The sequence below is a fragment of the Nonomuraea maritima genome (genome assembly GCF_900100395.1).
In the GTDB taxonomy this organism is placed as follows: Bacteria; Actinomycetota; Actinomycetes; order Streptosporangiales; family Streptosporangiaceae; genus Nonomuraea; species Nonomuraea maritima.
This window is the reverse complement of the sequence record NZ_FNFB01000002.1, coordinates 471,790-497,608: the sequence shown is the minus strand read 5'-3', so window position 1 is coordinate 497,608 and position 25,819 is coordinate 471,790. Positions and strand designations below refer to the sequence as shown.

The window sequence follows — 25,819 nt, the reverse complement described above, 5'->3', positions numbered from 1 at the left end:
GACGTTATAAAGAGACGGTGCGCGAAGAGACGTCAGAAGACACGTTCTTCCGTGAGCTCGGCGCCGCCTGCGCCGAGCTTCGGTTGACCTTTCCCCGTTACGTGGGCATGAGCCCCCACCAGGTGCAACTGCTCGTCCGGCTACGGCGCGACGGCGAGACCAGCCACAGCGACCTGCGCCGGTCGCTGGGCATCGACGGGGCGAGCATCACCCGGCTGGTCAAGGAGTTCGAGGCCGAAGGGTTGGTCAGCCGTCGCCTGGACCCGGCGGACAACCGCTACACCCTGGCCGCGCTCACCCCCGCCGGCGAGCGGGCCGCGGCAGAGCTCGAACGATCGCACCAGGCCTACCAGGAGCGGCTCCTCGACGGCGTCACCCCGCAGCAGCGGGAAATCGTGCTGGGTGTGCTCGCCCGCATCCGCGCGAACATCATCGAACAGGAGAGCCGATGACCGAGGACGACGTGCGGGCCGCGGCCCGGCGCATGTATGCCGCGTTCAACAGGCGTGACCACGCCGCCACCGCTGAGATCTTCACGGCCGACTTCTACAGCCACCCCCTGGGCAAGGCCGGCCCGGAGAGCGTCGCGCAGGCGTGGCGGCGGTTCCATGAGGCGTTCCCTGAGGTCCGGGTCGTCGTCGAGGACATGATCGTCGAAGGGGACAGGGCCTCCGTCCGTACGAGTGTGCACGGCGTTACCGGGCAACTGCCGACCATGCTGGAGATCTTCCGGGTGCGGGACGGGCGCATCGCCGAGTTGTGGGGTCTGTCGTCACTGCGCCGCGAGTCCTGACACCGGCGGTCCGGCGGTCAGGGCGTCGCCGAGGGGCGTGCGGGCGTACCGGACGCCTCGGCCCACCCGGGTTCCCACGATCAGCCCCGTGCGGCGCAGCGCCGACAGGTGCTCGCTGGTCGTCCCCGGGCTCAGGCCGAGGACCGCGGCGAGCTGGGTGGTGGTGGCGGGCACGGCGAGCTCGGCGAGGATACGCGCGCGGCTGCGCCCCACCAGCTCCGCGAGCCCGCCGGGCGCGGGCTGCGGCACCGCCACCCCGCGCGCCGGATAGATCAACGCGTACGGCCACGCGTCCTCCGCGTAGACCGCGATGTCCGTCATGAACGCCGACGGCAGGAACAGCAGCCCCTTCCCGCCCAGCCGCACCTGCTTGGCGGCGGTCATCTCGACCTCGATCAGGCCCTCGGCCCGCCAGCGGACCCGCGGGTCGAGGTCCTCGAGGGCGGCCTGCCAGCCGTACGCGGCCAGCTGTCCGGCGCGCTGCGCCACGTCGCGCTGCAGGATCGCTCGCAGCCGCGGCCAGTCGCGGGAGATGATCTCCGCCCAGACCGCCGCGTACGCGTCCGCGAAGAGGTCGACCACGTCCGGCCTCAGCAGCAGGTCGCGCGCCCATGCGGGCACCGGCGGGCGGACGGCCAGCACCTGGGAGATCTCCGCGTGCGCCTGCTCCGGTGGGGTGGCCCGCATGGCGGCCAGCTCCGCCTCGAACGGCACGTCCACGGCCGTCGGGGGAGGAGCGATGAAGTCGACGTTGTCCGCCCCCCTGTTGCCGCTGATCGCGGGCGCGGCCCGCAGCACGGGGTACTCCCGCACGAGCCCGCGGTACGTCTCCCGCCAGCGCCGCGCCCACTCCCGGTGCGCGCCCGCCCGGTAGCGCCCGGCGAGCACCCACTGCGCGTGCATGGTCTCGATCAGCGGTGAGATCGCGAACCTGCTCGCCATCAGGTCCTGGGGCACGACCTCGATCGCCATCAACACCTTTCGGTTATATCCGAATAAATCGCTGCTTTGATGGGTCGTCCGCACCATCGGACCCATGAAGAACGCGACGTTCGGCGAGGTCTTCGCCGTCAAGGAGTTCCGCGTGCTGTTCGGCAGCTTCGCGCTGATGATCGTCGGCGACGCGGTCAAGATGCTGGCGCTGTCGGTGCTCGTGTACGAGAGAACCGGGTCGCCCGGATTGTCCGCTGCCGCGTACATGGCCGGGTGGCTGCCGTACGTCTTCGGTGGGATGTTCCTGCTCTCGCTGGCCGACCGGCTGCCGCCGCGGGCGCTCATGGTGACCGGGGAAGTGGTCAGGACGGTCACGTGCCTGCTGCTCGCCTTCGCGGGGCTGCCGGTGTGGGCGATGCTGGCGCTGGTGCTCGCCACGGGGCTGTTCTCGCCGGTGTTCGCCTCCGCCCGTACGGCCCTGCTGCCCGAGGTGCTGCCCGGCGACGCGTACGTGCTGGGCCGCTCGGCGCTCAGCGTGGCCTCGGCCGTCTCGCAGATCGCGGGCCTCGCGGTCGGCGGCGCGTTCCTCGCCCTCGCCGGGCCGGACGGCGCGCTGGCCACCACCGGCCTGCTGTCCGCCGTGGCCGGCCTGGTGCTGCGGCTGGGACTGCCGCACCGGCCGGCCCGGGGCAGGTCGGGCACCGGCGCGGTGCGCCAGACACTGCGGGTCAACCGGCGGCTGCTGGCCGACGGGCGGGTCCGCGGCCTGCTGCTGGCCGTCTGGCTGCCGTGCGCGTGCATGGCGGGGGCCGAGGCCATGGTGGTGCCGTACGCGGGAGGGAAGGGGGAGGGCGGCATCGTGCTGGCCGTCGCGGCTTTCGGGATGGCGGTGGGGGAGTTCGCCGTGGGCCGGTTCGCCGCGCCTGACCTGCGCGAACGGCTGTCACTGCCGCTCGCCGTGCTGCTAGGGGTGCCGTGGCTGGGGTTCACGCTCTCGCCCGGGATCGCCTGGGCCTCCGTGTGCGCGGGGACGGCGGCGGCGGGGCTGGCGTACCAGCTGGGGTTGCAGCGCAGGTTCCTGGACGCGGTTCCCGAGGAGGTGCGCGGGCAGGCGTTCGGGCTGCAGACGACGGGCCTGATGTCGGGGCAGGCGGCCGGCGCGGCGCTGGTGGGGGCGCTGGGCGAGCTGATCGCGCCCGCTCACGCCATCGCCGTCGCGGGCGCACTTGGCGTCCTCACCGCCCTCGCCCTGTCCGGAGTCCTCCGCCCACCGGCCACCCGCGTCCTCCTCTGAGAACGGGCGGGCAGTTCGCGGGAGTGTCCGCCTCCAGAGGGTCGCGGGCAGTTCGCGGGAGTGTCCCTTTCAGCGGGGCGTGGGCAGTTCGCCGGAGCCGCGGACGATGAGGTTGACCGGTAGCTCTACGCGCTCGGCCGGTCCGCCCTCGCCGCGCAGCCGGTGGAACAGCAGCTCGGCCGCCACCTTCCCCATCCGCGCCGGGTCCTGGGCCACCACGGTCACCCCCGGCTCCATCAGGTCGGCCAGCTCGAAGTCGTCGAAGCCGACCAGCGGCACCCGCCGCCCCCGCAGCGCCCGCAGCGTCGTCATCGTGTAGCGGCCGTTGCCGGTGAACAGCGCCGTCGGCGGGTCGTCCAGGGCGAACAGCCGGTCGAGGTCGTCGCGCACCCCGGCGGGCGACGGCGACCGCATCGACACGAGAGCCGGGTCGTACAGCTCGCCGAGCGCCTCGCGGTAGCCGCGCAGCCGCTCGGCCGCCGTGAAGATCGCCGGGTCGTCACCGAGGAAGGCGATCCTGCGGTGCCCGTGCTCGCGCAGGTGGCGCACCGCCCGCGCGGCGCCGCCGGCGTTGTCGACGATCACGGTGTCGACGTCGATGCCCGCCCCGGGCGGCCGGTCGGCGAACACCACGGCGGTGCCCGCCTCCAGCTCGGCCCGCAGGTACGTGTGGTCGTCGCCGGCGGGCACCACGATGATCCCGTCGACCCGCCGGGCGCAGAACGTCTCGACCAGCTCGCGCTCCCTGGTCGGCTCCTCGCCGGACGAGCCGCTCAGCAGCAGGCACCCGTGCTCGATGACGACGTCCTCGACGGCCCTGCTCAGGCCGGCGTAGAACGGGTCGGCGACGTCCTCGATGACCAGTCCGATCGTCGCGGTCCGCCCGCTGCGCAGCACCCGCGCGCTCTCGTTGCGGGAGTAGCCGAGCAGGTCGATGGCCGCCCGCACGCGCTCGGCGGTCTCGGGATGCACGCCGGGCTCGCCGTTCACGACCCGCGAGACGGTCTTGAGCGCCACGCCCGCCGCCGAGGCGACGTCCTTCATCGTCGGTCTCACGCCTGGATCATTTCCTATCAGGGAGGGGGCGACAACGTGGTCGAACGGGTGTGCCAGAGTGTTCCACTATGTCGTTCCGATCCGTCTTACTACTGGCCGGATTCGTGCTGGCCGCCCTCAACCTGCGTCCGGCCATCGCGGGTGTCTCCCCCCTGCTCGACGAGATCATGGACGACGTCGGACTCACACCCGCGGGGGGCGGCGCGATCACCACCGTCATGGTGGTCTGCCTCGGCCTGTTCGGCCCCGTCACGCCCCTGCTCGCCCGGCGCTTCGGACTCGACCGTACGCTGCTGGCCGGCCTGCTCGTGATCGCCACGGGCCTGACGCTGCGCGGCCTCGGCGGCGCTCCCGTGCTGTATCTCGGCTCCGCTCTCGCCGCCACCGCCATCGCCGTCATGAACGTGTCGATGCCGGGCATCGTCAAGCAGCACTTCCCCACCAAGGTCAACCTCATGACCGGCGTGTACGTCTCCATGGTCGTGGCCGGCGCGGCGGCCTCCTCGGCCCTGGTGATCCCGCTCGAACACGCCACCGGGTACGGCTGGCGTGGCGTCTCCGCCCTGCTCGCCGTCCCGGCTCTGCTCGCGGCTTTGCTCTGGCTGCCCCAGGCGGTGCGCCGGCCCGAGGGGGCGGGCAACGGCCCGCGTCCCTTCGGCGCGGTCCTGCGCAGCCGCGTCACCTGGTACGTCACCGCCCTCATGGGCCTGCAGTCGCTCACCTTCTACGTCATGCTGGCCTGGCTCCCGACGATCTACCTGGAGGCCGGGCTCGCCGCCGACCAGGCGGGCTACCTGCTCAGCCTCACGAACCTGGTCCAGGTCGGCACCTCGCTCGCCGTCCCCGTGCTGGCCGGCCGGCGGGCCTCGCAGGTGCCGTACGTCATGGCGGCGTGCGTGCTGACCGTCGCCGGCTACCTCGGCGTGCTGCTGGCCCCCATGACGGTGCCGTGGCTGTGGATGGTCGTGCTCGGCATCGGCCAGGGCGCCTCGTTCGCGCTGGCGCTGCTCATCATCGCCCTGCGCCCGGCCAACCCGGCCGAGGTGACCGCGCTGTCGGCCGTGGCCCAGTCGGTCGGCTACGTGATCGCGGCGCTCGGGCCGCTGCTGTTCGGCCTCCTGCGGCAGGCCTCGGGCGGCTGGACCGTGCCGCTCGTCACCGGGCTCGTCATGCTGGGCGCGCAGCTCGTGGCGGGCTGGTTCGCCGGACGGCCCGCCGTCCTGGTCAAGGCTAGTCTTGACCCATGCGAGCGCTGATCGGCACGCTGCGGCGGCTGGCCGCCGAGCGCGGCGGCGTGCTCGGGGTCGACCCCGAGCTCGTCATCGAGCCGGACGACACCTGGACGCCCGCGGCCGAGCTGCTGCGGGAGCCGTACGCGCTGTTGGCGGGGCTCGTCGACGAGACGGCCGCGCGCTGGAACGCCCCGCGGCACGTCGGCGCGGCGCTGTTCTGGAAGACGTACGGCTACTGGCACACGCTGCCGATGGCCCTCGGCTGGGCGCTCGACGGCCGGGTGCCGCTCATGCGGCTGCCCGACACCTGGTTCAAGGTGTCGGGCGCCGGGGTGACGATCGCGGCCACGCGGGTGACCTGGGGCTCCGGTGCCGCGGCGATCGCGGAGGCGCTGCAGGAGTCGCAGCTGCCGCTGGTCAGGGCGACCAACGCGCTGGCCAAGGTGGGCGAGCGCACGCTGTGGGGTTCCACGGCGGAGGCGATCGCCCACCCGCTGACCTCGATGGTGCCGGGCGACTACATGCGGCTGCTGCGCGAGATCGGGCCCCCGGTCGACGGGCTGGTCGAGCCCGCCGGAGACACCTACTTCCGTCGTACGTGCTGCCTGTGGATCACGTTGCCGGACGTGGAGCCGTGCGGGAGCTGCTGCGTCCTCAGGCCACCGACTCGACCTGCTGGTCCATCGGCCTGAGCTCGTCGGCGTAGCTCACCGAGACCCGCCGCATCACGCCGGAGGAGTCGATCGAGTACTGCCCGAGCCGCCACAGCGGCGGCGAGTAGGCGTGGATCGACACGCTCCTGTCGACCGCGCCGGTCAGGCGGTGGATGTGGTCGGGACCGAACGAGAACGACTGTCCCTCCGTGACGACGGTCTCGAGGTGTTCGCCGCCGATGCGCGGATTGCATTCCCGCAGCGCTCCCTGCACCACGTGCACCGCTCCGGAGGAGATGTCGTGGTCGTGCCAGCCCGTGTCGTCCTCGGGCCGCCAGCACAGCAGCCAGACGTCCACGTACGCGTCGCGGTAGAGCGAGGCGTAGTGCCGTCCGTCGCCTTCGGGGAATTCGACCTCGTGCAGCCACTCCTCCGGGTGGGCGGCCAGCTCGTCGACAAGTTCGCGCAGCTCACACCGGTCGAGCGTGCGTTCGGGCAGGCCGGCGCAGGTGCCCCCGTCCTGGATCTGGCTGGTGCTGGTGATGGTGCTCACGTACGAGACTCCTTTCCGTGCTCTTGGGCGTAGCTGCGTTCTGGGTCGTGGGGTTGCCTCGTGGGACGACATCGCCCGGTGGCGGAACATGTGCCGAGGAGGCGTCGGGGGTTGGTGACGCGGATGGCGTGGGTGGCGGCGGCGCCGAGGCCGGGGTCGGGGGCGGTGGCGTAGGGGGCGTCGGAGCCGTTGACCACGACGTCCACCCCCAGTTCGCGGACGATCGCGTCGATCGCGCGCGGCCCGTACGACGAGGTCTCGACGAAGACGTCGGGGTCGACGCGGCCGCGACCGCCGCCGCCCCGGGCGATGAGGCGCTCGGAGTGCAGCGGTGCGAGCCCGGCGAGCAGCGCGAAGCAGACGCGCAACCGCGGGTGCCGGGGCCGGACGGCGGCGTGGAAGTGGTGCCAGGCGGCGTGCATCTGCTGCACGTACGGCACCAGCGCGGGCCACCACGACGGCGCGCCGGGCGCCGGGGCCGCAGGTCCTGGATGCACGAACAACGGCAGGTCGCGGGCGGTGAGCACTTCGAGCAGCCGGTCGTCGGGCGGGGCGGTGGCCGGGATCTGCAGGCCGGCGAACCCGCGGTCGAGGTCGGCGGCCAGGCGGCCGGGGTCGGGGTCGCTGTGGCAGGTGGCCGCCCACGCCCCGAACGGCTCGCCGAGTGCCAGCGCGCCCTCGTGGTAGGCGTCGATCAGTGGCCAGGACTCCTCGGGCGGCAGGAACTCGATCCCGAGCGGGCTCGACAGCGACACCAGCGCCAGCTCCAGGCCGGAGGTGTCGCGGTGCTCGTGGTCGGCCGGGTTCACCTCGTACGGTGGCTCGCCGTCGAGGAGCAGCGTCCAGCCGTCGAGCCGGGGCGGCGAGGTACGGGCGCGCAGCGCCGCGATGAACGCGGGCGTCCACAGGTGCTGGTGCACGTCGATGCTCACGGCCGGGACCTCCTTCCCCTATTTCCTACTCACAATACATGGTTATGGCTCGCACCTGCGCCATCACCCTCGCCGGGCGGGTCGCGGCTACGCCGTGCCACCGGCTCGCCGACGCTTCGTGAGGGCGAGCCGCCCCCGCCACGGCATAGGCTGGGTCAATGCCTCGCAAGAGAGCCACGATCCGTGAGGTGGCTCAGGCCACGGGCCTGTCACCCGCGGCCGTCTCCTACGCGCTGCGCGGCCTTCAGGTGTCCGAGGAGACCATCGAACGCGTGCGCGCCGCCGCCGCCGAACTCGGCTACGAAGCCGACCCCATCGCCCGCGCCCTGGCCAGCGGCCGCAGCGGCATGATCGGCCTGCTGTGCGGCTCGCTCGAAGACCTGTGGCAGCAGTCGCTCGCCGTCGGCATCAGCAGGGGCCTGCGGGAGAAGGACCGCTACGCCCTCATCCTCGACGCGGTCGGCGACCCGGCCCGCGAGCGGGCACTCGCCCAGCAGCTGCGCGACCAGCGGGTCGACGGCCTGATCGTGCAGCCGATCGATCCCGCCGCGCCGTTCTGGCGCGAGCTGTGCGAGTCGGTGCCGGTGGTCGCGATCGGCGACTCCATCGGCGGAACGGCCGGCGAGGTCGTCTTCGACAACCGCCGCGGGGTCACGCTCGCCCTCGAACACCTGCTGTCGATGGGCCACCGCCGCGTCGCCGTGCTCACGCCGACCCGGGCCAGCACGCCCGACCGGCCCGCCGACGTGCACGTCACCTCGGAGGCCGACCGGCTGGGGCTCGATGTCGAACTCGTCACCTCCGGTCACGGCCTGGCCGCGGCCACCGCGGCGGCCCGTGAGCTGCTGACCGTGAAAAAGCCCAGCGCGGTGTTCTCCTTCGCCGACTCCATCTCGTACGGCGTCTACGCGGCGGCGCGCGACCTCGGGCTGTCGATCCCCGGCGACGTGTCGGTGATGGGCTACGACGACCACCCGATGTCGGGCCTGCTCTCGCCGGGCCTCACCACGGTCGACTGGAACATCGACAACATCGTGCGCGCGGCCGTCGAGCTTGTCGCGGCGGCGGCCGACGGGGGCGCCCGCCGCCGCCGCGTCGTCCAGAAACCCACTCTGCGCGAACGAGGCTCCGTCGCCCGCGCCACCTGAGCGGGTCAGTCGTTGTCGGGGATGAACAGTCCGAGCAGCCAGCTCACCACGCTGACGATGATGGCTCCCCAGAACGCCGCCGGATAGAAGTTGTCGACGTGGAAGGGGATGTCGAGCTGACCCGCGATCCAGCCGGTGAGCAGCAGCATCGCCGCGTTGATCACCAGCAGGAACAGGCCCAGCGTCAGGACGATGATCGCGCAGCCGAGGGCCTTCACGACCGGCTTGACGATGGCGTTGACCACGCCGAAGATCAAAGCCACGATCAGCAGGACGCCCCAGTACGTCGCCGAGCCGGCGGGGGCCGACACCTGGATGCCGTCGACGAGCTGGATGGCGACCCACAGGGCCGCCGCGGCGGCGAGGGTTCTGATGATGAACTTCACACTGATCGATCCTTCCACTTCGGAGCGACGACCGCGCATGATCGGCGGACGGAAGAGGTGCTTCGCTTCGGGGGCGACGACCGCGCATGAACCGCCTACAGAATTCCGCTTCGGGCCACAACGGCGCTTGATCGCCGTTACGGCGGGAAGGGGTCCTTCCACTTCGGGCGACGAGGGGCGCGGGATCGCCGTTATGGCGGCGGCGGGCGGGAAGGCGTGCAGGGGGATGCATGATGGACGTGAACGAGCTTGAGTCGCTGCCGGCTCACGAGCTGCACGAACGCGCGGTGCGCTACGCCGTCCGCCACGGAGACCTGGGCTTCCTGTGGGACCTGCTCAAGATGATCCCGGCCGCCGAGGCCGCGAGCGGCCACACGACCGAGAGCGCCAACGACCTGAGCAAGCTCTCCGCGCTGCTCAGCGACGCCATCGCCGCAGGCGAGGGCAAGCTGGGGGAGGCGCTGCGCCCCGTCTACATCGAGTACCTGCGCGGGCACCCCGACGCCTGACCGGCCCGGCGGCGGCTCGCTTGCCGGGCCGCCGCGTCGGACCGAGTCAGACGGCCAGGCGGTCGGCCGCGCCGCTGCGCCGGGCGAAGCCGGGCGTCGAGATCTCCTGCCCGTTGCGGGTGATGATCATGGTCTCGTACGGCCCCTCCGCAGCCAGGTCGACGGCGAAGCGCCGCGCCCGCGCGGGTCCCATCGCGAACAGCGCGGTGGCGTACGCGTCGGTCAGGCCGAGGTCAGGGCCGATCACCGTGACGGAACCGACGTCCTCCTGCACCTTCCCGGTGTGCGGGTCGACGACGGGACGGCGGCCCGAGGTGGAGATTCCCAGGTCGTGGGCGTGCACGACCGCGCGGACCACGCCGGTGCGCGGGTCGCGTACGGCAGTGCGCCACGGCTTGCCCGGCATGGCCGAGCCGCGCACCCTGATGTCGCCGCCCGCGACGATGCGGTGGTCGACCGCGCCGGCGTTGCACAGGCCGCGCGACAGCCGCTCCAGCGCCCAGCCCTTGATGTAGCCGGACGGGTCGGTGACGCCGTCGACGCGGGCCTCGAACCAGCCGTTGGTGGCCCGGCTGATCTCGTCGCAGCGGTGAAGGACCTCGACCAGCTCGGGGACCTGACGGATCGTGCGGCCGCTGTTGAGCCGGGCGATCTGGCTGTCCTCGTTGTCGGGGTCGAAGGTGTCGGCCACCCACCTCAACCAGGAGAACGCGTCGTCCAGTACGGGTGTGAGCTCCCGCTCCGGCAGGGCCGTGCGGATGTCCACGCTGACCGGCATGCCCATGACCCATTCGACACGGGCGCTTCCGGGGAAAGTCGTCACCTTGCCTCCTCGTCCGCAGCTCACGCTTCCAGGTAGGCCATATGCTCAGGCTAAACCCTCACCCCGACGTGAAGCTCACCTGCGACCTCGGTACCGCCAGGCGGGCGAGAGCGCCGGCGACGTACTTCCGGAACGGGCGCGGACCGGCCACCACCACCTCGCGGTCGGCGATGTCGGGAATTTCGCGACTCAGCCCTGACGCGCTGACCCGTTCCTTCGCGCGGGGGTCGTGTTCGGCGCCCACCACGAGGATGAGGCCGTAGCGGTTCTGGAGGTCGAGGAGTTCGTCGGTGACGCGTTCTGCGCGGTAGACGGCCGCGGTGTCGCCCCCGCGAGCCCGCGTGGCGGCGAGCCGGCTGCCCAGCGTCGACGGGTCGAGACCGGTGGCGATGAACAGCCGCGGCCGGGAGGCTCCGGGCCGCCGTCCGGTGCGCGGCAGGAGGAGGGCCGGGCCGTGGTGAGCGTTCTCCTTGGTAGCCATGTCTCTCACCTTGCGCAACGAACATGAGAACCGGCTGAGTAGGGTCTGAAACATGGCTAACGTGCGTGTTGAGCGGACAGACGACGGCGGGTTCCGGGCTACCAACGCCCGCGGCGCAGAGGTACGGATCGGCGGCGGCGACGAGGACGGGGCGTTCACGCCCGTGGAGCTCCTCCTGGCGGCGGTGGGCGGGTGCAACATCGTGACCGTCGAGCCGCTGACCGCCAAGCGGGGGCATCGGCTGGTGCGGCTGCAGATGACCGTCCAGGCGGAGAAGGTCGAGGTCAACAAGCTGGGGCCGGTGACGGTGACGTACGACGTCGAAGTGCCGACGGAGGCGGCCGACAAGGTGTTCAGGGAGGTCGCCGAGCGGGTCCACGACAAGCACTGCACGGTGAGCCGGTCACTCCAGGAGGGGACTGACGTTCGGTTGGAACTTCCGTAAATGGATTAAACCGATATTCGACCCCGTTATGACGCGACCGTTGCATTCGGCTCGGTAGCGTTGTAGCAGGTCAGGAGCGGTTGCGACTGACCGGAGGACCTTCACCGATGCGGACGCGGAGGGGGACCGCGGTTCGCAAAGTGCGGGACCGCCGGCGCTTTTGGGGGAAAGCGTCGGCCTGGACCGCCACCGATCGGGCCGGGCAGCTTTGGGGGAACTGCCCGGCCCGATCCATACCCACCCACCGCCCCGCGCCCCGCGCCCCGCGCCCCGCGCCCCGCGCCCCGCGCCCCGCGCCCCGCGCCCCGCGCCCCGCGCCCCGCGCCGGCCCGCATGGCCCCGCGCCTCGCCGGCCCGCCCGCTCGTTCGACCACGCGCATGACGACCCGCATGACGACCCGCATGCCCGACCGGCATGGCGATCCCTTGGCGCGTGCATGCCCACCCTTTGCAATCGCATGACCTACCGCCCGCATGCCTACCGGTTCGGCCACTTCTCGTCGGCGATCAGCCTGCCTGCCGCTTTTCTGGCCGCTTGTCCGCGCTCCCGCCCCGCGCTCCCGCCCCGCGCTCCCGCCCCGCGCTCCCGCCCCGCGCTCCCGCCCCGCGCTCCCGCCCCGCGACTCCCTGTGCGCTCGCCCTGTGCACGCGCACGTCCGGTCGGATGGCCGACCGCATGGCTGACCCGCGCGTCCGCCCGCGTGGCTACCTGTGCGGTCGCCCGGTAGTCGACACTGCATGCCCCGTTTGCCCGTCCCCTGCATGCCTGTCTGTGCGGCCCTTCGTGGGCGAGCGGCCGGGCCGGTTGGGGTGGAAGAGCCGCGCTGTGGGGGGGTTTGTCAGCGTACGCTTCGGTTCGTGATGAAGGTTCTTATTGATTGTGATCCTGGTATTGATGATGCGCTTGCCCTGGTGTTGGCCGCTGGGTCGGGCCTTGACGTGGTCGGGATCACGACGGTGGGTGGCAACGTCGACCTCGCGCTGACCACGGCGAACGCGCTGGCCTTGCGCGAGTTTCTCCAGTTCGGCGACGTGCCGGTGACGCCCGGCAGCGCCGGAGCCCTGCTGCGGCACACCGTCAGGGCGACCGACGTGCACGGCGCCACAGGCCTCGGCGACGTGGTGCTGCCCGCGCCGCGCCTCGGCCCCTCGGACGGGCACGCGGTCGACTTCATCGTGGAGACCCTGCGGGCCGCCCCCGGCGAGATCACGCTGGTCGCCGTGGGCCCGCTGACGAACATCGCCCTCGCCGTACGCCGTGAGCCGCGGATCGTGGAGTGGGCCCGCGACGTGGTGATCATGGGCGGCTCCTACACCCGCGGCAACCACAACCCGGCGGCCGAGTTCAACATGCTGGCCGACCCCGAGGCCGCCGCCGTCGTCTTCGGCGCCGGGTGGACGGTGACCATGCTGGGCCTCGACGTGACGCTGACGGCCCTGGTCACCACCCAGGTCCTCGAACGCATGAAGCCGCTCGGGAGACTGTCGGAGCTGCTGGTGCCGGCCGCGACGTCGTACGGGGTCGTGACGGCCGAGGGCGGGCCGGCCATCCACGACGCCTGCGCGGTGGCGTACGTGCTGGACCCGTCGCTGTTCACGTGCGTGCCCGCCGTGGTGGAGGTGGAGACGGCGGGGCAGTTCACCAGGGGCATGACCGTGACCGACTTCGCGGTCGGCGACCGGCGGCCCAACGCGCTCGTCGGGACGTCCCTCGACGTGAAGCGTTTCTGGGACCTGATGATCGGGGCGTACGAACGGCTGGCCGCCCGGCTGGGCTGAGCCGGAGGGGCGCGGGCACTGTCCGGCGGCTGCTAGAGTTACTTTTGTTGCGCCGCTAGCTCAGTTGGTTAGAGCAGCTGACTCTTAATCAGCGGGTCCGGGGTTCGAGTCCCTGGCGGCGCACCATCATCGAAACGGCTCGCCGCAAGGCGGGCCGTTTCGTGCTTCTGCCGAACTCCCTCCGGTGAGCTTCAGCCGGGTTCTGCGGCCTGGTTACCGGCTTTTGCTCGCGAGCTCCCCCTCGCCTTTGGGTTCGGGCTCGGAGCCGGAGCGGGCCAGCCGGTCGGAGACCTTCGCCGTCGTGACGAACGACGTCGCGAGCACGGCGATGAGCAGCAGCCCCACCATGATCACTCCACCGTCGACCACGGGTTCCTCGGAGCCACTCTCCGCCCGCGCCGACCCGGTCAGGAACGTGAGCACGACGAGCACGCCGAGCCCCAGCGCGCTCTCCAGGGCGACGATGCGCGGGAAGACGCGTACGGCGAGACGGAAGACCGAGCCCTCCTCGCCGGCGGCGCGGGCCCTCGCGATACGGGGCATCAGGATGAACTCGTTCACTCCGCCGAGTGCGATCATGGTGCCCACCAGGACGAGCTTGACCAGCAGGAACCTGCCGAACTCGGTGGTGAACAGGTCGCCGATGCCGCCCACGTACTTCCAGGCCAGCCACGATCCGCTCACCACCATGCCGCCCACGGCGGTCAGCGCGACGATGCTGAACCTCGACCAGATCTGCGCCCAGACGGCGCCCGCTCCTGGAGTCAGACCGCGGTGGGCCGCGCTCAGCAGCGCGAGCGTGGCGACCCCGCCGACCCAGGTGGACACCGACAGCACGTGTACGTGGTCGAGGACACTGTCGAGGACGCTGTCGAACGTCTCCGAGCTCGGGTCGGTCGGGACCCACGTGACGGCGTAGGCGACGAAGGCGAGGACGTAGGACGTACCGGCGATGCGGGTGGTGTGCCGGTGCATGCCGGAACGCCAGAGCAGGACGAGCGCCACGGCCGACAGCGCCCAGAGGCCGTACTGGAGTGCCGCCTGGGCGCCCACGGACATCCACTCGCCGGGACGGGCGGGCGCGGTGAGGTAGTCGAGGACGCGTCCCGGCAGCACGGCCTCGGAGTAGGGGATCTCCTGGCCCTTGATCCGGGCCGCCTTACCGGCGAGCTGGAAGTACAGCGCCACGAGGAACCAGGTGCCGATGGCGGCCAGGATCAGCGCGGCGCGGCGGCGCAGGAGGTCGCGGTCGGACGTGTTCACCTGCGAGCGTGCCAGCAAGGGGTTCAGCACCAGCACGTAGAGGAGCGTGCCGCCGAACGTCCCGATAAGTCCGACGAAATAGGCAATTTTCGTGATTATCCGCCACGCTGCCGGTGCGGGGTTCGGATCGGCTGCCAGGAGTTCGGACAACACCTGTGACAACATCGATGGCCTCCAGGGGGTTCACGGATGGGTCAGACGGTTCGTCGCCGCCCGCGCGTGGCGGGAAGCGTGGTCGGGCCGGAGTTGACATTGACCTCGTGCTCCACCGTGACGCCGTCGGTGTCGAAATGGAGGGTGAGCGTGTCGATGAACGGGGCTTCGAGGAAGTGCCAGGTCAGCCGCAGCACGTCGGTGGCGGGCCATTGCGCGGCGGCCAGGATGGGAGCGCGGTCGTCCTGGTACGAGTGGTGCAGCCGCCACACGCTCACACCGGTGTCCTGCCGGACCCACCGGCTGATCCCGTGCTCGATCGTGTGCCGGCCGCGATCGTCCTCCAGGACGACCACCACCGCGTCGGACCGCGCGTCGACCGAGAGTGAACGCAGCCCGACCTCGGCAGGCTGGAAGTCGTACGTCTCCCGCAGTGCGGAGCGGTACGGCGCGGACGGCAGCGGCTCAGGCTCGCAGGCGCGCAGCACCCACTGCCTGACCGCCGCGTCGTCTGTCCCCTGCTCGTCGGCGGCTCCGGCGAAGGCGTCGCGGAACGTCTCCCGGAGCATCGCCGGCAGGTCGTGGTAGGTGCCGTCGCCCATGGCGCCGGTGACGACGACCACGCCCTGCTGGTCGGGGAAGATCATGCACTCCTGGCCGAAGATGCCGGACGCGTTGTAGATCTTGTCCTCGGCCACCCAGAACTGGAAGCCGTAGCCGGAGTCCGCGACGGCCTCCGGGTCGGGCGGCACGAGTTCCCTGCCGTTCCAGGTGCCGCTGACAGCCCGGCGGACGTGCAGGGCGGAGGCCAGCTGCGCCCACCCGCCGGGCAGGACGCGTTCCCCCTCCCAGATGCCGTCCTGGAGGTGGAGGATCCCGAAGGACAGCAGGTCGCGCGGACGCATCGACAGGCCGTTGCCGCCGCTCGCCACGCCCTCGGGGTCGCGCTCCCAGTCGAAGTCGGTGATGCCGAGGGGTTCGAACAGGCGCGGGCGCAGGTATTCGTCGACCGGCTGACCGGACACCCGCTGCACGATCGCCGACAGCACGTGGCTCGTCGTGCTGCTGTACAGGAAGCCGCGGCCGGGCGGCTCGACCACCGGTTCCTCGAAGAACTCGCCGGTCCACCCCGTCCGGCGCAGGCGGGTCGTCGCGCCGGACAGGCCCCGGCCGTGCCCGGTCCGCATGGTGAGCAGGTCGCGGACGCGCATGCGGCGCAGGTTCTCGCTCGGCTCCACCGGGAGGCGTCCGGTGAAGAAGCTCACGACCGGCTCGTCCAGCCCGAGCAGCCCCTCGGCCTCGGCGAGACCGACGGCGGTGCCGGTGAAGCTCTTGGTGGCCGAGTGGATCTTGTGCTTGAGGTCCGGCTCGTGCGGCCACTGCCACAGGTCGAGGACCGTCCGGCCGCGCCAGTGGACGAGCAGGGAGTGCAGCCGCATCTCCCTCTTCGCCGTCTCCTGCAGGAACGCGTGTACCGGGCGCATGTCGATGGTCGGGTGGTCGTTCGCCATCAGATCCTCCCGAGGGGACCGTCGCCTTGAGGCGACGGGGGAATCGGGAGCGGGAGGGCCGTCAAGGCCCGAGCGTGCAGTGACAGAACCTCGGAAATTGTCGCCACCTCCGGATACGATTGCTTTCGTGCTTTCGGGCATCGGTCAGGGCTTGGCCGTCGTCTCCCGCGCAAGCGGGACGAGAAGCCGCTCTCTTCAGGGAGCGGAGGAGTCACATCAACCGTTCTCTCGTGGGCGGAGCCGGGCACCGGACCGGCTCGGGCGCTCTCTAGCGGGTGCGGCGCTCGTTCAGGAGTTTCGCCAGCCACTCCTGCACCGTCGGGATCACCAGGCTCCCGCGGTGGCCGACGCCGGGCACGACGTCGAAGCGCACCTCGATGCCGTGCTCGGCGAAGTTGGCCCGCAGGCACTCGAGGCGTTCGATCCGGGTGCTGCCGGTCTTCTCCACGCCGTCGAGCCAGTTCGGCCCGCCGACGTTGTTGATCTCCCAGGTTTCGACGTCGTCGCCGCCGACGACCATCTGCACCGGCACCTTCCGCATGGCCTCCAGGTCGATGCCGGTGCCGAAGATCTCCTGGAAGTCCCCGGTGCCGAGCCACCAGGGCTGGGAGTCGTCGAGCTGGGTGATGCGGCCGGGCGCGCCGATCGACACTCCGGCCAGGCGTTCGGGATGCGCGTAGAAGAAGCGGTGGGCGAACTGGCCGCCGCCCGAGAACCCGTGCAGGTAGAACGTCGCGGTCTCGGTGTTGAACCGCTCGCCGACCTCGTCGACGATGTGCAGCAGCTCCTCGTCGAACCGGATGCCGCCGTACGAGAGGAACTTGAAGCTGTGCAGCTCGCCCGGCTCCACCAGCCCCGCGGGGAACAGCGGGGTGAGGATGACGCAGCGGTGTTCCGTCGCGAAGCCCTTCCACCGGTCGCGGTAGAGCTCGGCCGACCTGCCGGTGCCGTGCTGGATGACGACGAGCGGCAGCGGATCCGCCTGCGTCGTGTGGTCCTTGGGGACGTACAGGGCGTACGAGATGCGCTGGTCGTGGCGTGAGGCGAAGAACGGCGTGCCGCCGACGAAGTAGAACCCCTGAGGGTCGGGTTCGGTGGTGGGCATGGGGGAGTCCCTCCTCGATCGTCGTGCTGGTGGTGGGGGTGCGGGTCAGAAGGCGGTCAGCACGTGTCGGAAATGCGTGACCTGCGGCAGGTCCGCGATCGTCGCCGCGATGAGCTCGCGCCAGCGCAGGAACGCCGGCGAGTTCCGAAATCCCGAGGTGTGGTCGTCGACCGAGTCCCAGCCGACGACGAGACGGTACTGCAGCGGGGTCTCGCAGGATCGTTCGAGCAGGAACGTGCGCGCCCCCCCGGCCTGCTGGAACAGCGGCGCGGCGGCGGCGACCGCGGCCTCGAAGCGTTCCTCCCGTCCGGGCAGGACGGTGATCAGCGCGCTCTCGTGCACGAGGTCGGCCGGTCCGGCCGGCCCGTCCGGGTGCTCGGCATCGACGCGTGAGTGAGCGCCCGTGCCGACGATCGTCCGGGTCGCCTCGACGGAGGCGTACGTCCAGAAGATCTTCATCGGCGACGAGCCGGACGCGTTCTCGAAGTGGTGGGGGATGTTGGCGGGGACGAACGTGGTGTCGAAGGTGCGCAGCAGCGTCCGGACGCCGTCGATGTCGACGACCGCGTCGCCCTCGACGACGATCACCGATTCGGCGACGTTGTGCGTGTGGTGCGGGATCGCGGCCCCCGGCTCGAAACTCGTGATGCCGTTGAGGAAGGTCGTCGCTCCCCGGCCGCTCGTCACGAGCGGCACGGTACGCGCCCCGGCCCCGCGGTCCTTGGCCGGCAGCTCGTCGGGGCGCAGGATCACGGGCCGCCGGTCGCTCATGACGTCACCGCCGGGCCGAACCAGACGGTTTTCACGTTGACGAACTCCCTGATGCCGTAGGCGCCGAGCTCGCGGCCGTAGCCGGACTTCTTGATCCCGCCGAAGGGCAGGCGGGGGTCGGACGCCACCATGCCGTTGACGAAGACCGCGCCGGCGTCGATGAGAGGGACGAGCCGCCGTGCCTGGTCGAGGTCCGCGGTCCACAGCGCGGCGCCGAGCCCGTACGCGGTCCGGTTGGCCAGCTCGATCGCCTGTGCGGCTCCGGTGACCCGGGTCACGCTCGCCACCGGGCCGAACGTCTCCTCGCTGAAGGCCGCCATCTCCGGGGTGACGTGGTCGAGGAGGGTGGGCGGGTAGAAGAAGCCGGGGCCGGGCACGGGGCTGCCGCCCAGCAGCAGGGTGGCGCCCGCCGCGACGGTGCGGCGTACCTGGTCGTGCAGGGTGTCGCGGAGGTCCGCACGGGCCAGCGGCCCGATCTGCGTGGCGTCGTCCAAGGGGTCGCCCATGACGAGCGCGCCGGCCTTCTCGGCGACCAGCTCCACGAACGCGTCCGCGACGCTCTCCTCGACGATGAGGCGCTTGGCGTTGACGCAGCTCTGGCCGACGGTGTTGTACCGGGACCGTACCGCCGCCGTGGCCGCCTCGTCGAGGTCGGCGTCGGCGAGCACGACGAACGGGTCCGAGCCACCCAGCTCCAGGACGTGCTTCTTCAGGTGGGCGCCGGCCTGCGCGGCCACCAGCGAGCCCACGTGCGTGGACCCGGTGAGGGTGACCGCGGCGATGCGGTCGTCGGCGATGAGGCCGGCCACCGCGTCGGGCTCGACCAGCACGGTGGCGCAGAGTCCCGCGGGCGCGCCGGCTCGCCGTACGAGCTCTTCGAGTGCCTTCGCACAGGCCGGGACGTTGCTCGCATGCTTCAGCACCGCGCCGTTGCCCGCGGCCAGCGCGGGCGCGAGAAAGCGGAAGAACTGCCAGAACGGATAGTTCCACGGCATGATCGCCAGCAGCACGCCCAGCGGTTCGAAGACGACAGTGCTCTCCGTCGCGCCCGATGGGACGGTCTCGGGCGCGAGGTAGCGCTCGGCGTTCTCCGCGTAGTGGTCGAGCGTCCAGGCCGACTTCTCGATCTCGGCGCGGGCCTCCGTGATCGGCTTGCCCATCTCCAGGGTGATCAGGCGGGCGAAGCGTTCGGCGTCGGCCCGCAGCTCGCGGGCTGTCGCGCGCAGCAGCGGGAGCCTTCCCCCGACGGGAATCGCGCGCCAGTCCCGCTGCGCCGTCACGGCGGCGCGCAGCACGGTCTCGACATGTTCGGGCGGATGGAGGTCGTGGTCGGCGACGCGTTCCCCGGTCGCGGGGTTGAGGGATGACGGCACAATGATCCTTTCGAAGCGGGCAGGTCGGGCGGCGACGTCAGGCCGCGCGCCGCAGCCGGGCCACCACATGGGCGGCGAACTCGGCGGTGCCGAGGGGTCCGCCCAGGTCGCGCGTACGGCAGGCGGGGTCGCCGAGCACGCCTTCCACGGCCGACTCGACGCCGGCCGCCGCCGCGACCAGGGCGTCGTGGCCGTCCCGGCGGCCCCGCCAGTCGAGCAGCATCGCCGCGGAGAGGATGAGCGAGGTCGGATTGGCCACCGCCTTGCCCGCGATGTCCGGGGCGGAGCCGTGCTGTGCCTGGGCCACCGCGACGTCGTGGCCGCTGTTGAGCGAGCCGCCGAGGCCGAGGCTGCCCGAGAGCTCGGCCGCCTCGTCGGAGAGGATGTCGCCGTACATGTTGGTGGTCACGATCACGTCGAACGTGTCGGGACGCCGGACGAGCGCCGCCGCGGCGGCGTCCACGATCAGCTCGTCGAGCTCGACGTCGGGGAAGTCCGCCGCGACCTCGCGCACCACGCGCAGGAAGAGCCCGTCGGTGAGCTTCAGCACGTTGGCCTTGTGCACGGCCGTCACCTTGCGGCGGCGTCCGCGGGCCAGCTCGAACGCGGCGCGGGCCACGCGCTCCGAGCCGGTCGCGGTGATCTTGCGGATGCTGAACGCGCTGTCGGCGTCCGGCATGAACTCGCCGCTCCCGGCGAACATGTTGCGGTCGGAGTAGAAGCCCTCCGTGTTCTCCCGGACGATCACGAGATCCATGGGGGAGCGCAGCACGCTGAGGTCCGGCCGCGACCGGCAGGGGCGGATGTTCGCGAACAGCTCGAACCGTACGCGCAGCTCGGCGGACGGGTTGAGGCCGCCCTGCTCGCGCGGCGGGTACTCGTAGTGCGACACCGGGCCGAGGATCACGCCGCCGACCTCGGGGATCCGGTCGAGCACCGGCTGCGGCAGCGTCGTGCCCTCCCTGGCCAGGCTCGCGAAGCCGATCTCCGCGATCTGGACGTCGAGGCCGAGCCCGTACGCCTCGTCGGCGGCGTGGAGCACGTCCAGGGTCGGGGGCACGATCTCCGGGCCGATGCCGTCGCCGGGCAGGACGAGGATGTTCATCTGTTGTCAGCTCCTGTGGTGGGGGATCGAGGGCATCGTCACGGCGTGCCCGCGAAGGCGGCCCGCAGCTCGGCGACACGCTCCGGTTGCCAGTCGGGGCCCGGTGCGGACGACAGCAGCATGTCGGTGTAGGGATGCCGCGGCCTTCGCAGCACGTCGGCCGTGACGCCCTGCTCGACGGCCGAACCCTGGTACATCACCAGGATCTGGCCGGTCACCTCGTTGACCACGGCGAGGTCGTGCGTGACGAACACGAGGCTCACCCCGGTCTCAGCGCGGATCCTGTTGAGCAGCGCCAGGATCTGCGCCTGCACGGAGACGTCCAGGGCCGACACCGCCTCGTCGAGCACGAGAACCGCCGGGTCGACGGCCAGCGCCCTGGCGATGGCCACCCGCTGCCGCTGCCCGCCGCTCAGCTCGTGGGGCCGGGAGGTGAGGTGCTTGCCGGCGAGCCCGACGTGCTCCATCAGCTCGGCGATGCGCGCCCGCACGGTGTCCTTGGCCGGGTCGGGCAGGTGCCGGCGCAACACGTCACGCAGCGCCGTCTCGACGCTCATCCGGCGGTCCAGCGAACCGTAGGGGTCCTGGAAGACCATCTGGACCTCCTTGGCCCGGCGCAGCCGCGCGGCCCTGCCGCGTTCCTTCCGTTCCCGGGTGCGGCCGTCGATCGCGATCGTGCCCGCGTCCGGGCGGGCGAGGCCCACCAGCATGCGGGCGAGGGTGGTCTTGCCGGAGCCCGACTCGCCGACCACGCCGAGCGACTCGCCCCGGGCGAGCTGGAAGCTCACGCCGTCGACGGCGACCACGCGGGCCGCGCCGCGCCGCGCCGGGTACGTCTTGGTCAGGCCGCTGACCCGTACCGCCTCGCTCATGCGGACGCCTCCATGGTGTTCTGCTCCCGTTCGGGCAGGCGCGGGACCGCTTCCGCCAGCGCCTTCGTGTACGGGTCCGCCGGGTTCACGAAGATGGTGCTCGCCTTCTGGTGCTCCACCACGGCGCCGTCCCGCATCACGTACACGCGGTCGCAGTAGGCGGCCGCGAGCTGCAGGTCGTGGGTGATGAACAGAACCCCCGTCTCCCGCTCTCGCTGCAGGCGCCGCAGCAGGGCGAGCACCTCCGCCTGCGTGGTCACGTCCAGCGCGCTCGTCGCTTCGTCCGCGAGCAGCAGGCGCGGGCCCGTGCTGAGAGCCGCGGCGATCACCACGCGCTGCAGCATGCCGCCGGAGAGCTGGTGCGGGTACGCGCGCAGCAGCCGGCCGGTGTCGGCAAGACCGACCTCGTCGAACAGCTCGGCGACCCGTCTGCGCGCCTCCGCCTTGGGGACGTCGTGGACGCGTACGAGCCGTTCGGTGGCCGAGTCGCCGATGCGGCGCACCGGGTTGAGCACGGCCCGCGGCTCCTGGAAGATCATGGCGGCCAGTTCCGAGCGGACCTTCCGCACCACGGCCGGGTCGCCCGCGACCAGGTCGTGCCCGCAGACCGAGACGGCGCCCGACAGCGACGCGCGTTCGGGCACCAGCCGCAGCGCCGCCCGCGCCGTCGTCGACTTGCCCGAGCCGGACTCGCCGACGAGCCCGACCGTCTCGCCCTCGGAGACGTCGAGGGTCACACCCCGAAGGATCTGCCGGGTGCCTCCGGGCGAGGGCACCGACAGGTGGAGGTCTTCGATCGCCAGCAGCATGCGCGTCACGTCCTCACGGCGAGCTTGTCGGACAGGCGGACACCGACGACGTTCGTCGCGACGACGACGACCGCGATGGTGAGTCCCGGGATGAGGGCGGGCCCCAGGAATCCCTGGATCACGCCGGCGCGGCCCTCCTGCACCATCAGGCCCCACTCTGAGCTCGGCGGCTGCGACCCGAATCCGAGGAAGTTCAGCGCGGCCAGGCTCATCAGCCCCTCGCCGAACAGCACCACGAGGTATCCGACGAGCGTCGGCATCAGGTTGGGCAGAAGATACCTGGCGACCAGCTGGACGCCGCCGACGCCCTGCAGGCGGTAGGCGTCGACGTACGGCCGCGCCAGCTCCTCCAGCGCGATCGCCCGGGTGAACTTGGCGATCAGCGGTGCGAATGCCAGCCCCATGCCGATGACCGCCGTCGCGGGCCCGCGGTCGAACACCGCGATGATGAGCACCACGAAGAGCAGGCCGGGGAAGGCGAACATGACGTCGGTGAGCCGGGCCAGCACGGTGTCCACCCAGCCGCGCCGCCACGCGGCGACCACTCCGATGAGCACGCCCAGCGCGGTGGCGAAGGCGAGCAGCGCGATGGCCCCGAGCAGGCTGGGCCGCGCGCCGTGGATCAGCCGGGACAGGATGTCGCGGCCGAGCTGGTCGGTGCCGAGCCAGTGCGCCGGTCCGGGCGGCGCCCAGATGGCGGAGAAGTCCGTGGAGTCGGGGGCGTAGGGGGCGACGAGCGGCGCGAACACCGCCGCCGCCACGGCGACGCCGAGGATCGCTACGCAGAGCCGGAACGTCCAGGGGGAGCGGCGCCTCCGCCGGACGGCCGGCGCGGAGGCAACCTGTGCCCCGAAAGTGTCGATCGTCACGCTCGATCACTCCTTACAAGGGTGCGCGCGTCGAGGAGCGGATAGATCAGGTCGACAAGGATCGTGACGACCATGTACGCGAGCACCATGTAGAGCAGGATCGCCTGCACCACGGCGAAGTCATGGGTGTTGATCGACTCGACCAGCAGGCTGCCGACCCCGGCGAGGCCGAACACGCTCTCGATCACCGTGGTGCCGGCGAGCATGCCTGCCAGCGTCAGCCCGCACATCGTGACGACGGGCCCGAGCGAATTGCGCAGGACGTGCCGGGTCACGATCGACCAGGTGCCGAGCCCGTAGCTGCGTGCTGCCTCGACATGGTCGAGCGTCTGCTGCTCGACCATGGTCTGCCTGGTCACCCGGCTGATGAGTGCGAGTGACCCGAGTGCCAGCGCGACAGCGGGCAACGCCAGGTGCTGCAGCCTGCCGGCGAACCCGGTGCCCTCACCGGCCACCGGGAACCAGCGCAGTTCGACCGCGAACACCGACACGAGGCCCAGCGCCACCACGAAGTTGGGGACGGAGTTCACGAACGTGGTGCCGCCCGTGATCACCGAGTCGACCCGGCCGCCCCTGCTCAGCGCGGAGGCGACGCCGAGCGAGACGCCGAGGACGACGAACAGCACCGAGGCCATGGCGACGAGCGTCAGGGTCACCGGTAGCCGCGACGACAGCAGTTCCGACACCGGCTGCTGGTAGTAGAAGGACGTGCCCAGGTCGCCGTGCAGTACGCCCTGCGCCCACAGCGCGTACTGCACGAACAGCGGCTGGTCGAGGTGGTACTCGGCGCGTACCGCGGCGATCCGTTCCGGCGTGATGTTCTCGGGGTTGCCGATCAGGAACGTCACCGGGTCGCCCGGCGCCGCGTAGATGGCCACGAAGATGACGAACGAACTGATGGCCAGGGTGAGAACCATCGCGCCGAGCCGTCGCAGGAGTAGCGCCGTCATGCCTACTTGCCCTTCGCCCCGAGGTCGGCCGCCCACGGGTAGTTGCGGAAGGCGCCCGACGCCGGAACCCCGGTCACCTCACCCGCGAGGACGACGGTGGTCGGGCTCTGCACGACCGACAGCCATGGCATGGCGTCCGCCCACCGCTGGGCCAGGTCGATGGCGAGGTCGGCGCGCTTGGCGTCGTCCAGTTCGGCCTTGGCCTGCTTGACGAGCGCGTCGTACTCGGGGTCCTTGAGCACCCACTGGACAGTCGCGTCCGAGGCGCCGTTCTTGTAGAAGCCGACCGGGTCGTTCTTCGAGATGAAGTAGTCGTCGGTGAACAGGTCGGCCTGCTTCCTGAACTCCGCGTCGCTGTAGTAGTCGCCGTACTGCTGCGGCGGGATCTGGATGATCCGGGCGTCGAGGCCGATCTTCCTCGCGGCGTCCACCACCGCGTTGGCGATCACGTCGCGTCCCGTCGTTCCGTCGCTGGCGACCACGATCTGCTGGGTGGCGCCGGCCTCCGCGACGAGCTTCTTGGCCGCCTCGATGTTCTCCGGGGTGGGCTTGGCCGGCGCCCCGGCGGCCAGCTTCTCCGACGCCGCGCGGAACTTGTCCGCCTCGTACCCCCAAGCTCCCGGGCCCACCGGCTCGGCGGCCGGCACTCCGAGACCGGCGAGCGCGGCCCGGGAGACGCCGTCGCGGTCGAGCGCGAGCGACAGCGCCTTGCGTAGCCGCACGTCGGCGAGACCGCCCCGCTCAGTCACCATCGAACTCCAGACCCGGGTGTCGGGGCCTTGGCTGACGGTGGTGTTCGGGCCGCCGGCCAGCCGGGTCGCCGACGCGATGTTCTCCAGGTACGCACCGTCGGCCTCGCCGGTGAGCAGGGAGTTGACGACCGCGTCGTCGTCCGCCCATCGGATGGTGAGCTCGCCGGTCTTCGCGGCGCGTTCCTGGTTCCAGTAGTTCGCGGCCTTCGTCAGCACGATCTGCCGGCCCGAGTCCCACGCCTTCAGCTCCATCGGTCCGGTGCACGCGTCGTCGCCGCTTGGAGTGCCGAACGCGTCGCCCTGGTCCTCGACCGCCTTGCGCTCGAGGACGACGCCGCCCGTTCCGGCGAGCGCCTTCATGAACACGGCGTCGGACTGCTTCATGGTGACCGTCACCTCGTCGGGCCCGGTCTTCTCCACCTTGCTGACGTTCTCGTACTCGTCGGACTCGTTGGCGCCGTCGGCGGCGTGCCGGTTCATGCTCCACACGACATCGTCGGCGGTCATCTCGTTGCCGCTGTGGAACCGGACGCCCTTGCGGATGGTGAACACGACCGTCTCCGGCGTCTTCCATTCGTACTTCTCGGCGAGCCACGGCTTGACGGTCAGGTCCGGCTGCACCTGGACGAGGCGTTCGCAGATGTTGCTCATGACCGTGTCGGTGGTGGCGCCCGCGGCGTCGTTGTCGAGGTCGAGGGTGGCGGGTTCCTTGGGCATGAACCATGTGGCCTTGTCGAGCGGGCCGGTGGCAGCGGGCGTGCTGTCGACCAGCTGCACCTTCTGCCTGGCCTGCTCGGCGGCCTGGGACGGCGAGGCGGCCGAGCCGCCGCACCCGGCGACGAGCACGAACGTGGCGCATGTGGCCGTGCCGGCTGCGAGCCGGCGGGAAAGTCGCTGCTTTGTCATTGACGGTTCCCAGGGGTCTAGGGGGGAAGTACGGTCACCGCCTGGCCCACGTGCAGGCACCATGGCGTGAGGTTGTCGTCGTGGTTACAGGGGAGTCGCCGTGGTGAGCCGGAGAGGCTGGAAAGGGGAGGCCGCTCAGCGTGGGGAAGGGGGAGCCATCGCTGAGGGCGCGGTCCGCGGGAAGGTGGAGGGAGCCCAGTGGTAGGCGGCCGGGACGCCGGGTCGCGACCGGCGCGTGTCGGACGCCGGATCGGTGGTTCGTCAGCTCTGTACTGTGTTAGGGATATTCACCCCCAGGACTGCGCGCCGTAGCCGAAGCTGTAGCCGAAACTACGATTGACGGGTTTTGTAGTGGCAACTACG

27 protein-coding genes and 1 tRNA gene are annotated in these 25,819 nt (G+C 71.3%); 10 read left to right on the top strand and 18 right to left on the bottom strand.

Annotated elements, in window-relative coordinates:
- The first annotated feature begins 17 nt into the window (after positions 1-17).
- Complete coding sequence (locus BLR04_RS05970) at positions 18-452, top strand: MarR family winged helix-turn-helix transcriptional regulator (RefSeq protein WP_218128728.1); 435 nt, start codon at positions 18-20, stop codon at positions 450-452.
- Entirely contained in the window at positions 449-793 is a 345-nt protein-coding gene (locus BLR04_RS05965) for an ester cyclase (RefSeq protein ID WP_090760373.1), read from the top strand. The genes BLR04_RS05970 and BLR04_RS05965 overlap by 4 nt, the downstream gene beginning before the upstream one ends.
- On the opposite strand, the gene BLR04_RS42250 is transcribed toward BLR04_RS05965, so the two are convergent.
- Complete coding sequence (locus BLR04_RS42250) at positions 773-1,765, bottom strand: helix-turn-helix domain-containing protein (RefSeq protein ID WP_090760371.1); 993 nt, start codon at positions 1,763-1,765, stop codon at positions 773-775. The genes BLR04_RS05965 and BLR04_RS42250 overlap by 21 nt on opposite strands.
- Positions 1,766-1,829: 64 nt before the next feature.
- On the opposite strand from BLR04_RS42250, the gene BLR04_RS05955 reads away from it, so the two are divergent.
- Entirely contained in the window at positions 1,830-3,020 is a 1,191-nt protein-coding gene (locus BLR04_RS05955; protein WP_090760369.1) for an MFS transporter, read from the top strand.
- A 69-nt stretch (positions 3,021-3,089) separates the two neighbouring features.
- Here the strand turns inward: BLR04_RS05955 and BLR04_RS05950 are convergent, their stop codons facing one another.
- Complete coding sequence (locus BLR04_RS05950) at positions 3,090-4,076, bottom strand: LacI family DNA-binding transcriptional regulator (protein ID WP_245740045.1); 987 nt, start codon at positions 4,074-4,076, stop codon at positions 3,090-3,092.
- Between the two features lie 68 nt (positions 4,077-4,144).
- Between BLR04_RS05950 and BLR04_RS05945 the strand changes: the two genes are divergently transcribed.
- Together BLR04_RS05945 and BLR04_RS05940 are read left to right on the top strand one after the other, a co-directional pair.
- A complete protein-coding gene (locus tag BLR04_RS05945) occupies positions 4,145-5,332 on the top strand; it encodes a CynX/NimT family MFS transporter (protein WP_090760365.1) in 1,188 nt (395 codons plus the stop codon).
- On the top strand, positions 5,320-6,000 hold the full coding sequence (locus BLR04_RS05940; RefSeq protein ID WP_090760363.1) for a (2Fe-2S)-binding protein: 681 nt from the start codon (positions 5,320-5,322) through the stop codon (positions 5,998-6,000). The genes BLR04_RS05945 and BLR04_RS05940 overlap by 13 nt, the downstream gene beginning before the upstream one ends.
- Here the strand turns inward: BLR04_RS05940 and BLR04_RS05935 are convergent.
- Both BLR04_RS05935 and BLR04_RS05930 read right to left on the bottom strand, forming a co-directional pair.
- Positions 5,963-6,514, bottom strand: a complete 552-nt coding sequence (locus BLR04_RS05935) for a cysteine dioxygenase (protein ID WP_245740044.1) — start codon at positions 6,512-6,514, stop codon at positions 5,963-5,965. The two genes, BLR04_RS05940 and BLR04_RS05935, sit on opposite strands and share 38 nt — an antisense overlap.
- Positions 6,511-7,446, bottom strand: coding sequence for an amidohydrolase family protein (locus BLR04_RS05930; RefSeq protein WP_245740043.1), 936 nt, complete (start codon positions 7,444-7,446; stop codon positions 6,511-6,513). Before BLR04_RS05930 ends, BLR04_RS05935 begins: the two co-directional genes overlap by 4 nt.
- Before the next feature lie 158 nt (positions 7,447-7,604).
- Here BLR04_RS05930 and BLR04_RS05925 point away from each other — a divergent pair, with 158 nt between their 5' ends.
- Entirely contained in the window at positions 7,605-8,594 is a 990-nt protein-coding gene (locus tag BLR04_RS05925; protein ID WP_090760358.1) for a LacI family DNA-binding transcriptional regulator, read from the top strand.
- A gap of 5 nt (positions 8,595-8,599) precedes the next feature.
- Here BLR04_RS05925 and BLR04_RS05920 read toward each other — a convergent pair whose 3' ends face one another.
- Complete coding sequence (locus BLR04_RS05920; RefSeq protein WP_090760356.1) at positions 8,600-8,980, bottom strand: phage holin family protein; 381 nt, start codon at positions 8,978-8,980, stop codon at positions 8,600-8,602.
- 230 nt (positions 8,981-9,210) lie between these two features.
- Between BLR04_RS05920 and BLR04_RS05915 the strand changes: the two genes are divergently transcribed.
- A complete protein-coding gene (locus tag BLR04_RS05915; RefSeq protein ID WP_245740042.1) occupies positions 9,211-9,489 on the top strand; it encodes a hypothetical protein in 279 nt (92 codons plus the stop codon).
- A 46-nt stretch (positions 9,490-9,535) separates the two neighbouring features.
- On the opposite strand, the gene BLR04_RS05910 is transcribed toward BLR04_RS05915, so the two are convergent.
- Positions 9,536-10,312: an FAD:protein FMN transferase gene (locus tag BLR04_RS05910; protein ID WP_143021970.1), complete on the bottom strand. Its 777-nt coding sequence runs from the start codon at positions 10,310-10,312 to the stop codon at positions 9,536-9,538.
- 58 nt (positions 10,313-10,370) lie between these two features.
- Positions 10,371-10,793 (bottom strand): ferredoxin reductase domain-containing protein, encoded by a 423-nt coding sequence (locus BLR04_RS05905; RefSeq protein ID WP_090760353.1) that lies wholly within the window; start codon positions 10,791-10,793, stop codon positions 10,371-10,373.
- 52 nt (positions 10,794-10,845) lie between these two features.
- Between BLR04_RS05905 and BLR04_RS05900 the strand changes: the two genes are divergently transcribed.
- The 3 genes from BLR04_RS05900 (at position 10,846) to BLR04_RS05890 (ending at position 13,143) form a co-directional block, all read left to right on the top strand.
- A complete protein-coding gene (locus BLR04_RS05900) occupies positions 10,846-11,238 on the top strand; it encodes an OsmC family protein (protein WP_090760351.1) in 393 nt (130 codons plus the stop codon).
- Positions 11,239-11,976: 738 nt separating this feature from the next.
- The gene (locus BLR04_RS05895) at positions 11,977-13,017 is read left to right on the top strand and encodes a nucleoside hydrolase (RefSeq protein ID WP_342672258.1); all 1,041 of its coding nucleotides are present in this window, start codon (positions 11,977-11,979) and stop codon (positions 13,015-13,017) included.
- A 49-nt stretch (positions 13,018-13,066) separates the two neighbouring features.
- A tRNA-Lys gene (locus tag BLR04_RS05890) sits at positions 13,067-13,143 on the top strand.
- A gap of 87 nt (positions 13,144-13,230) precedes the next feature.
- Here the strand turns inward: BLR04_RS05890 and BLR04_RS05885 are convergent.
- From BLR04_RS05885 to BLR04_RS05830, 11 genes are all read right to left on the bottom strand, one after another.
- Positions 13,231-14,316, bottom strand: a complete 1,086-nt coding sequence (locus BLR04_RS05885) for a copper resistance D family protein (protein WP_176902958.1) — start codon at positions 14,314-14,316, stop codon at positions 13,231-13,233.
- Between the two features lie 158 nt (positions 14,317-14,474).
- Positions 14,475-15,944: a serine hydrolase domain-containing protein gene (locus BLR04_RS05880; RefSeq protein WP_176902957.1), complete on the bottom strand. Its 1,470-nt coding sequence runs from the start codon at positions 15,942-15,944 to the stop codon at positions 14,475-14,477.
- A gap of 268 nt (positions 15,945-16,212) precedes the next feature.
- Complete coding sequence (locus tag BLR04_RS05875; protein ID WP_090760343.1) at positions 16,213-17,049, bottom strand: alpha/beta hydrolase family protein; 837 nt, start codon at positions 17,047-17,049, stop codon at positions 16,213-16,215.
- 45 nt (positions 17,050-17,094) lie between these two features.
- Positions 17,095-17,820 (bottom strand): cupin domain-containing protein, encoded by a 726-nt coding sequence (locus BLR04_RS41235; protein WP_143021969.1) that lies wholly within the window; start codon positions 17,818-17,820, stop codon positions 17,095-17,097.
- Positions 17,817-19,193, bottom strand: a complete 1,377-nt coding sequence (locus BLR04_RS05860) for an NAD-dependent succinate-semialdehyde dehydrogenase (protein WP_090760789.1) — start codon at positions 19,191-19,193, stop codon at positions 17,817-17,819. Before BLR04_RS05860 ends, BLR04_RS41235 begins: the two co-directional genes overlap by 4 nt.
- Positions 19,194-19,230: 37 nt before the next feature.
- Complete coding sequence (locus BLR04_RS05855) at positions 19,231-20,298, bottom strand: isocitrate/isopropylmalate dehydrogenase family protein (protein ID WP_090760341.1); 1,068 nt, start codon at positions 20,296-20,298, stop codon at positions 19,231-19,233.
- A 38-nt stretch (positions 20,299-20,336) separates the two neighbouring features.
- The gene (locus BLR04_RS05850; protein WP_090760339.1) at positions 20,337-21,170 is read right to left on the bottom strand and encodes an ABC transporter ATP-binding protein; all 834 of its coding nucleotides are present in this window, start codon (positions 21,168-21,170) and stop codon (positions 20,337-20,339) included.
- Positions 21,167-21,979, bottom strand: a complete 813-nt coding sequence (locus BLR04_RS05845) for an ABC transporter ATP-binding protein (protein ID WP_090760788.1) — start codon at positions 21,977-21,979, stop codon at positions 21,167-21,169. Before BLR04_RS05845 ends, BLR04_RS05850 begins: the two co-directional genes overlap by 4 nt.
- Before the next feature lie 5 nt (positions 21,980-21,984).
- Positions 21,985-22,848 (bottom strand): ABC transporter permease, encoded by an 864-nt coding sequence (locus BLR04_RS05840; RefSeq protein WP_090760337.1) that lies wholly within the window; start codon positions 22,846-22,848, stop codon positions 21,985-21,987.
- A complete protein-coding gene (locus tag BLR04_RS05835) occupies positions 22,845-23,798 on the bottom strand; it encodes an ABC transporter permease (RefSeq protein ID WP_090760335.1) in 954 nt (317 codons plus the stop codon). The genes BLR04_RS05840 and BLR04_RS05835 overlap by 4 nt, the downstream gene beginning before the upstream one ends.
- Positions 23,799-23,800: 2 nt before the next feature.
- Positions 23,801-25,456: an ABC transporter substrate-binding protein gene (locus BLR04_RS05830; protein ID WP_090760333.1), complete on the bottom strand. Its 1,656-nt coding sequence runs from the start codon at positions 25,454-25,456 to the stop codon at positions 23,801-23,803.
- Between the last annotated feature and the right edge of the window lie 363 nt (positions 25,457-25,819).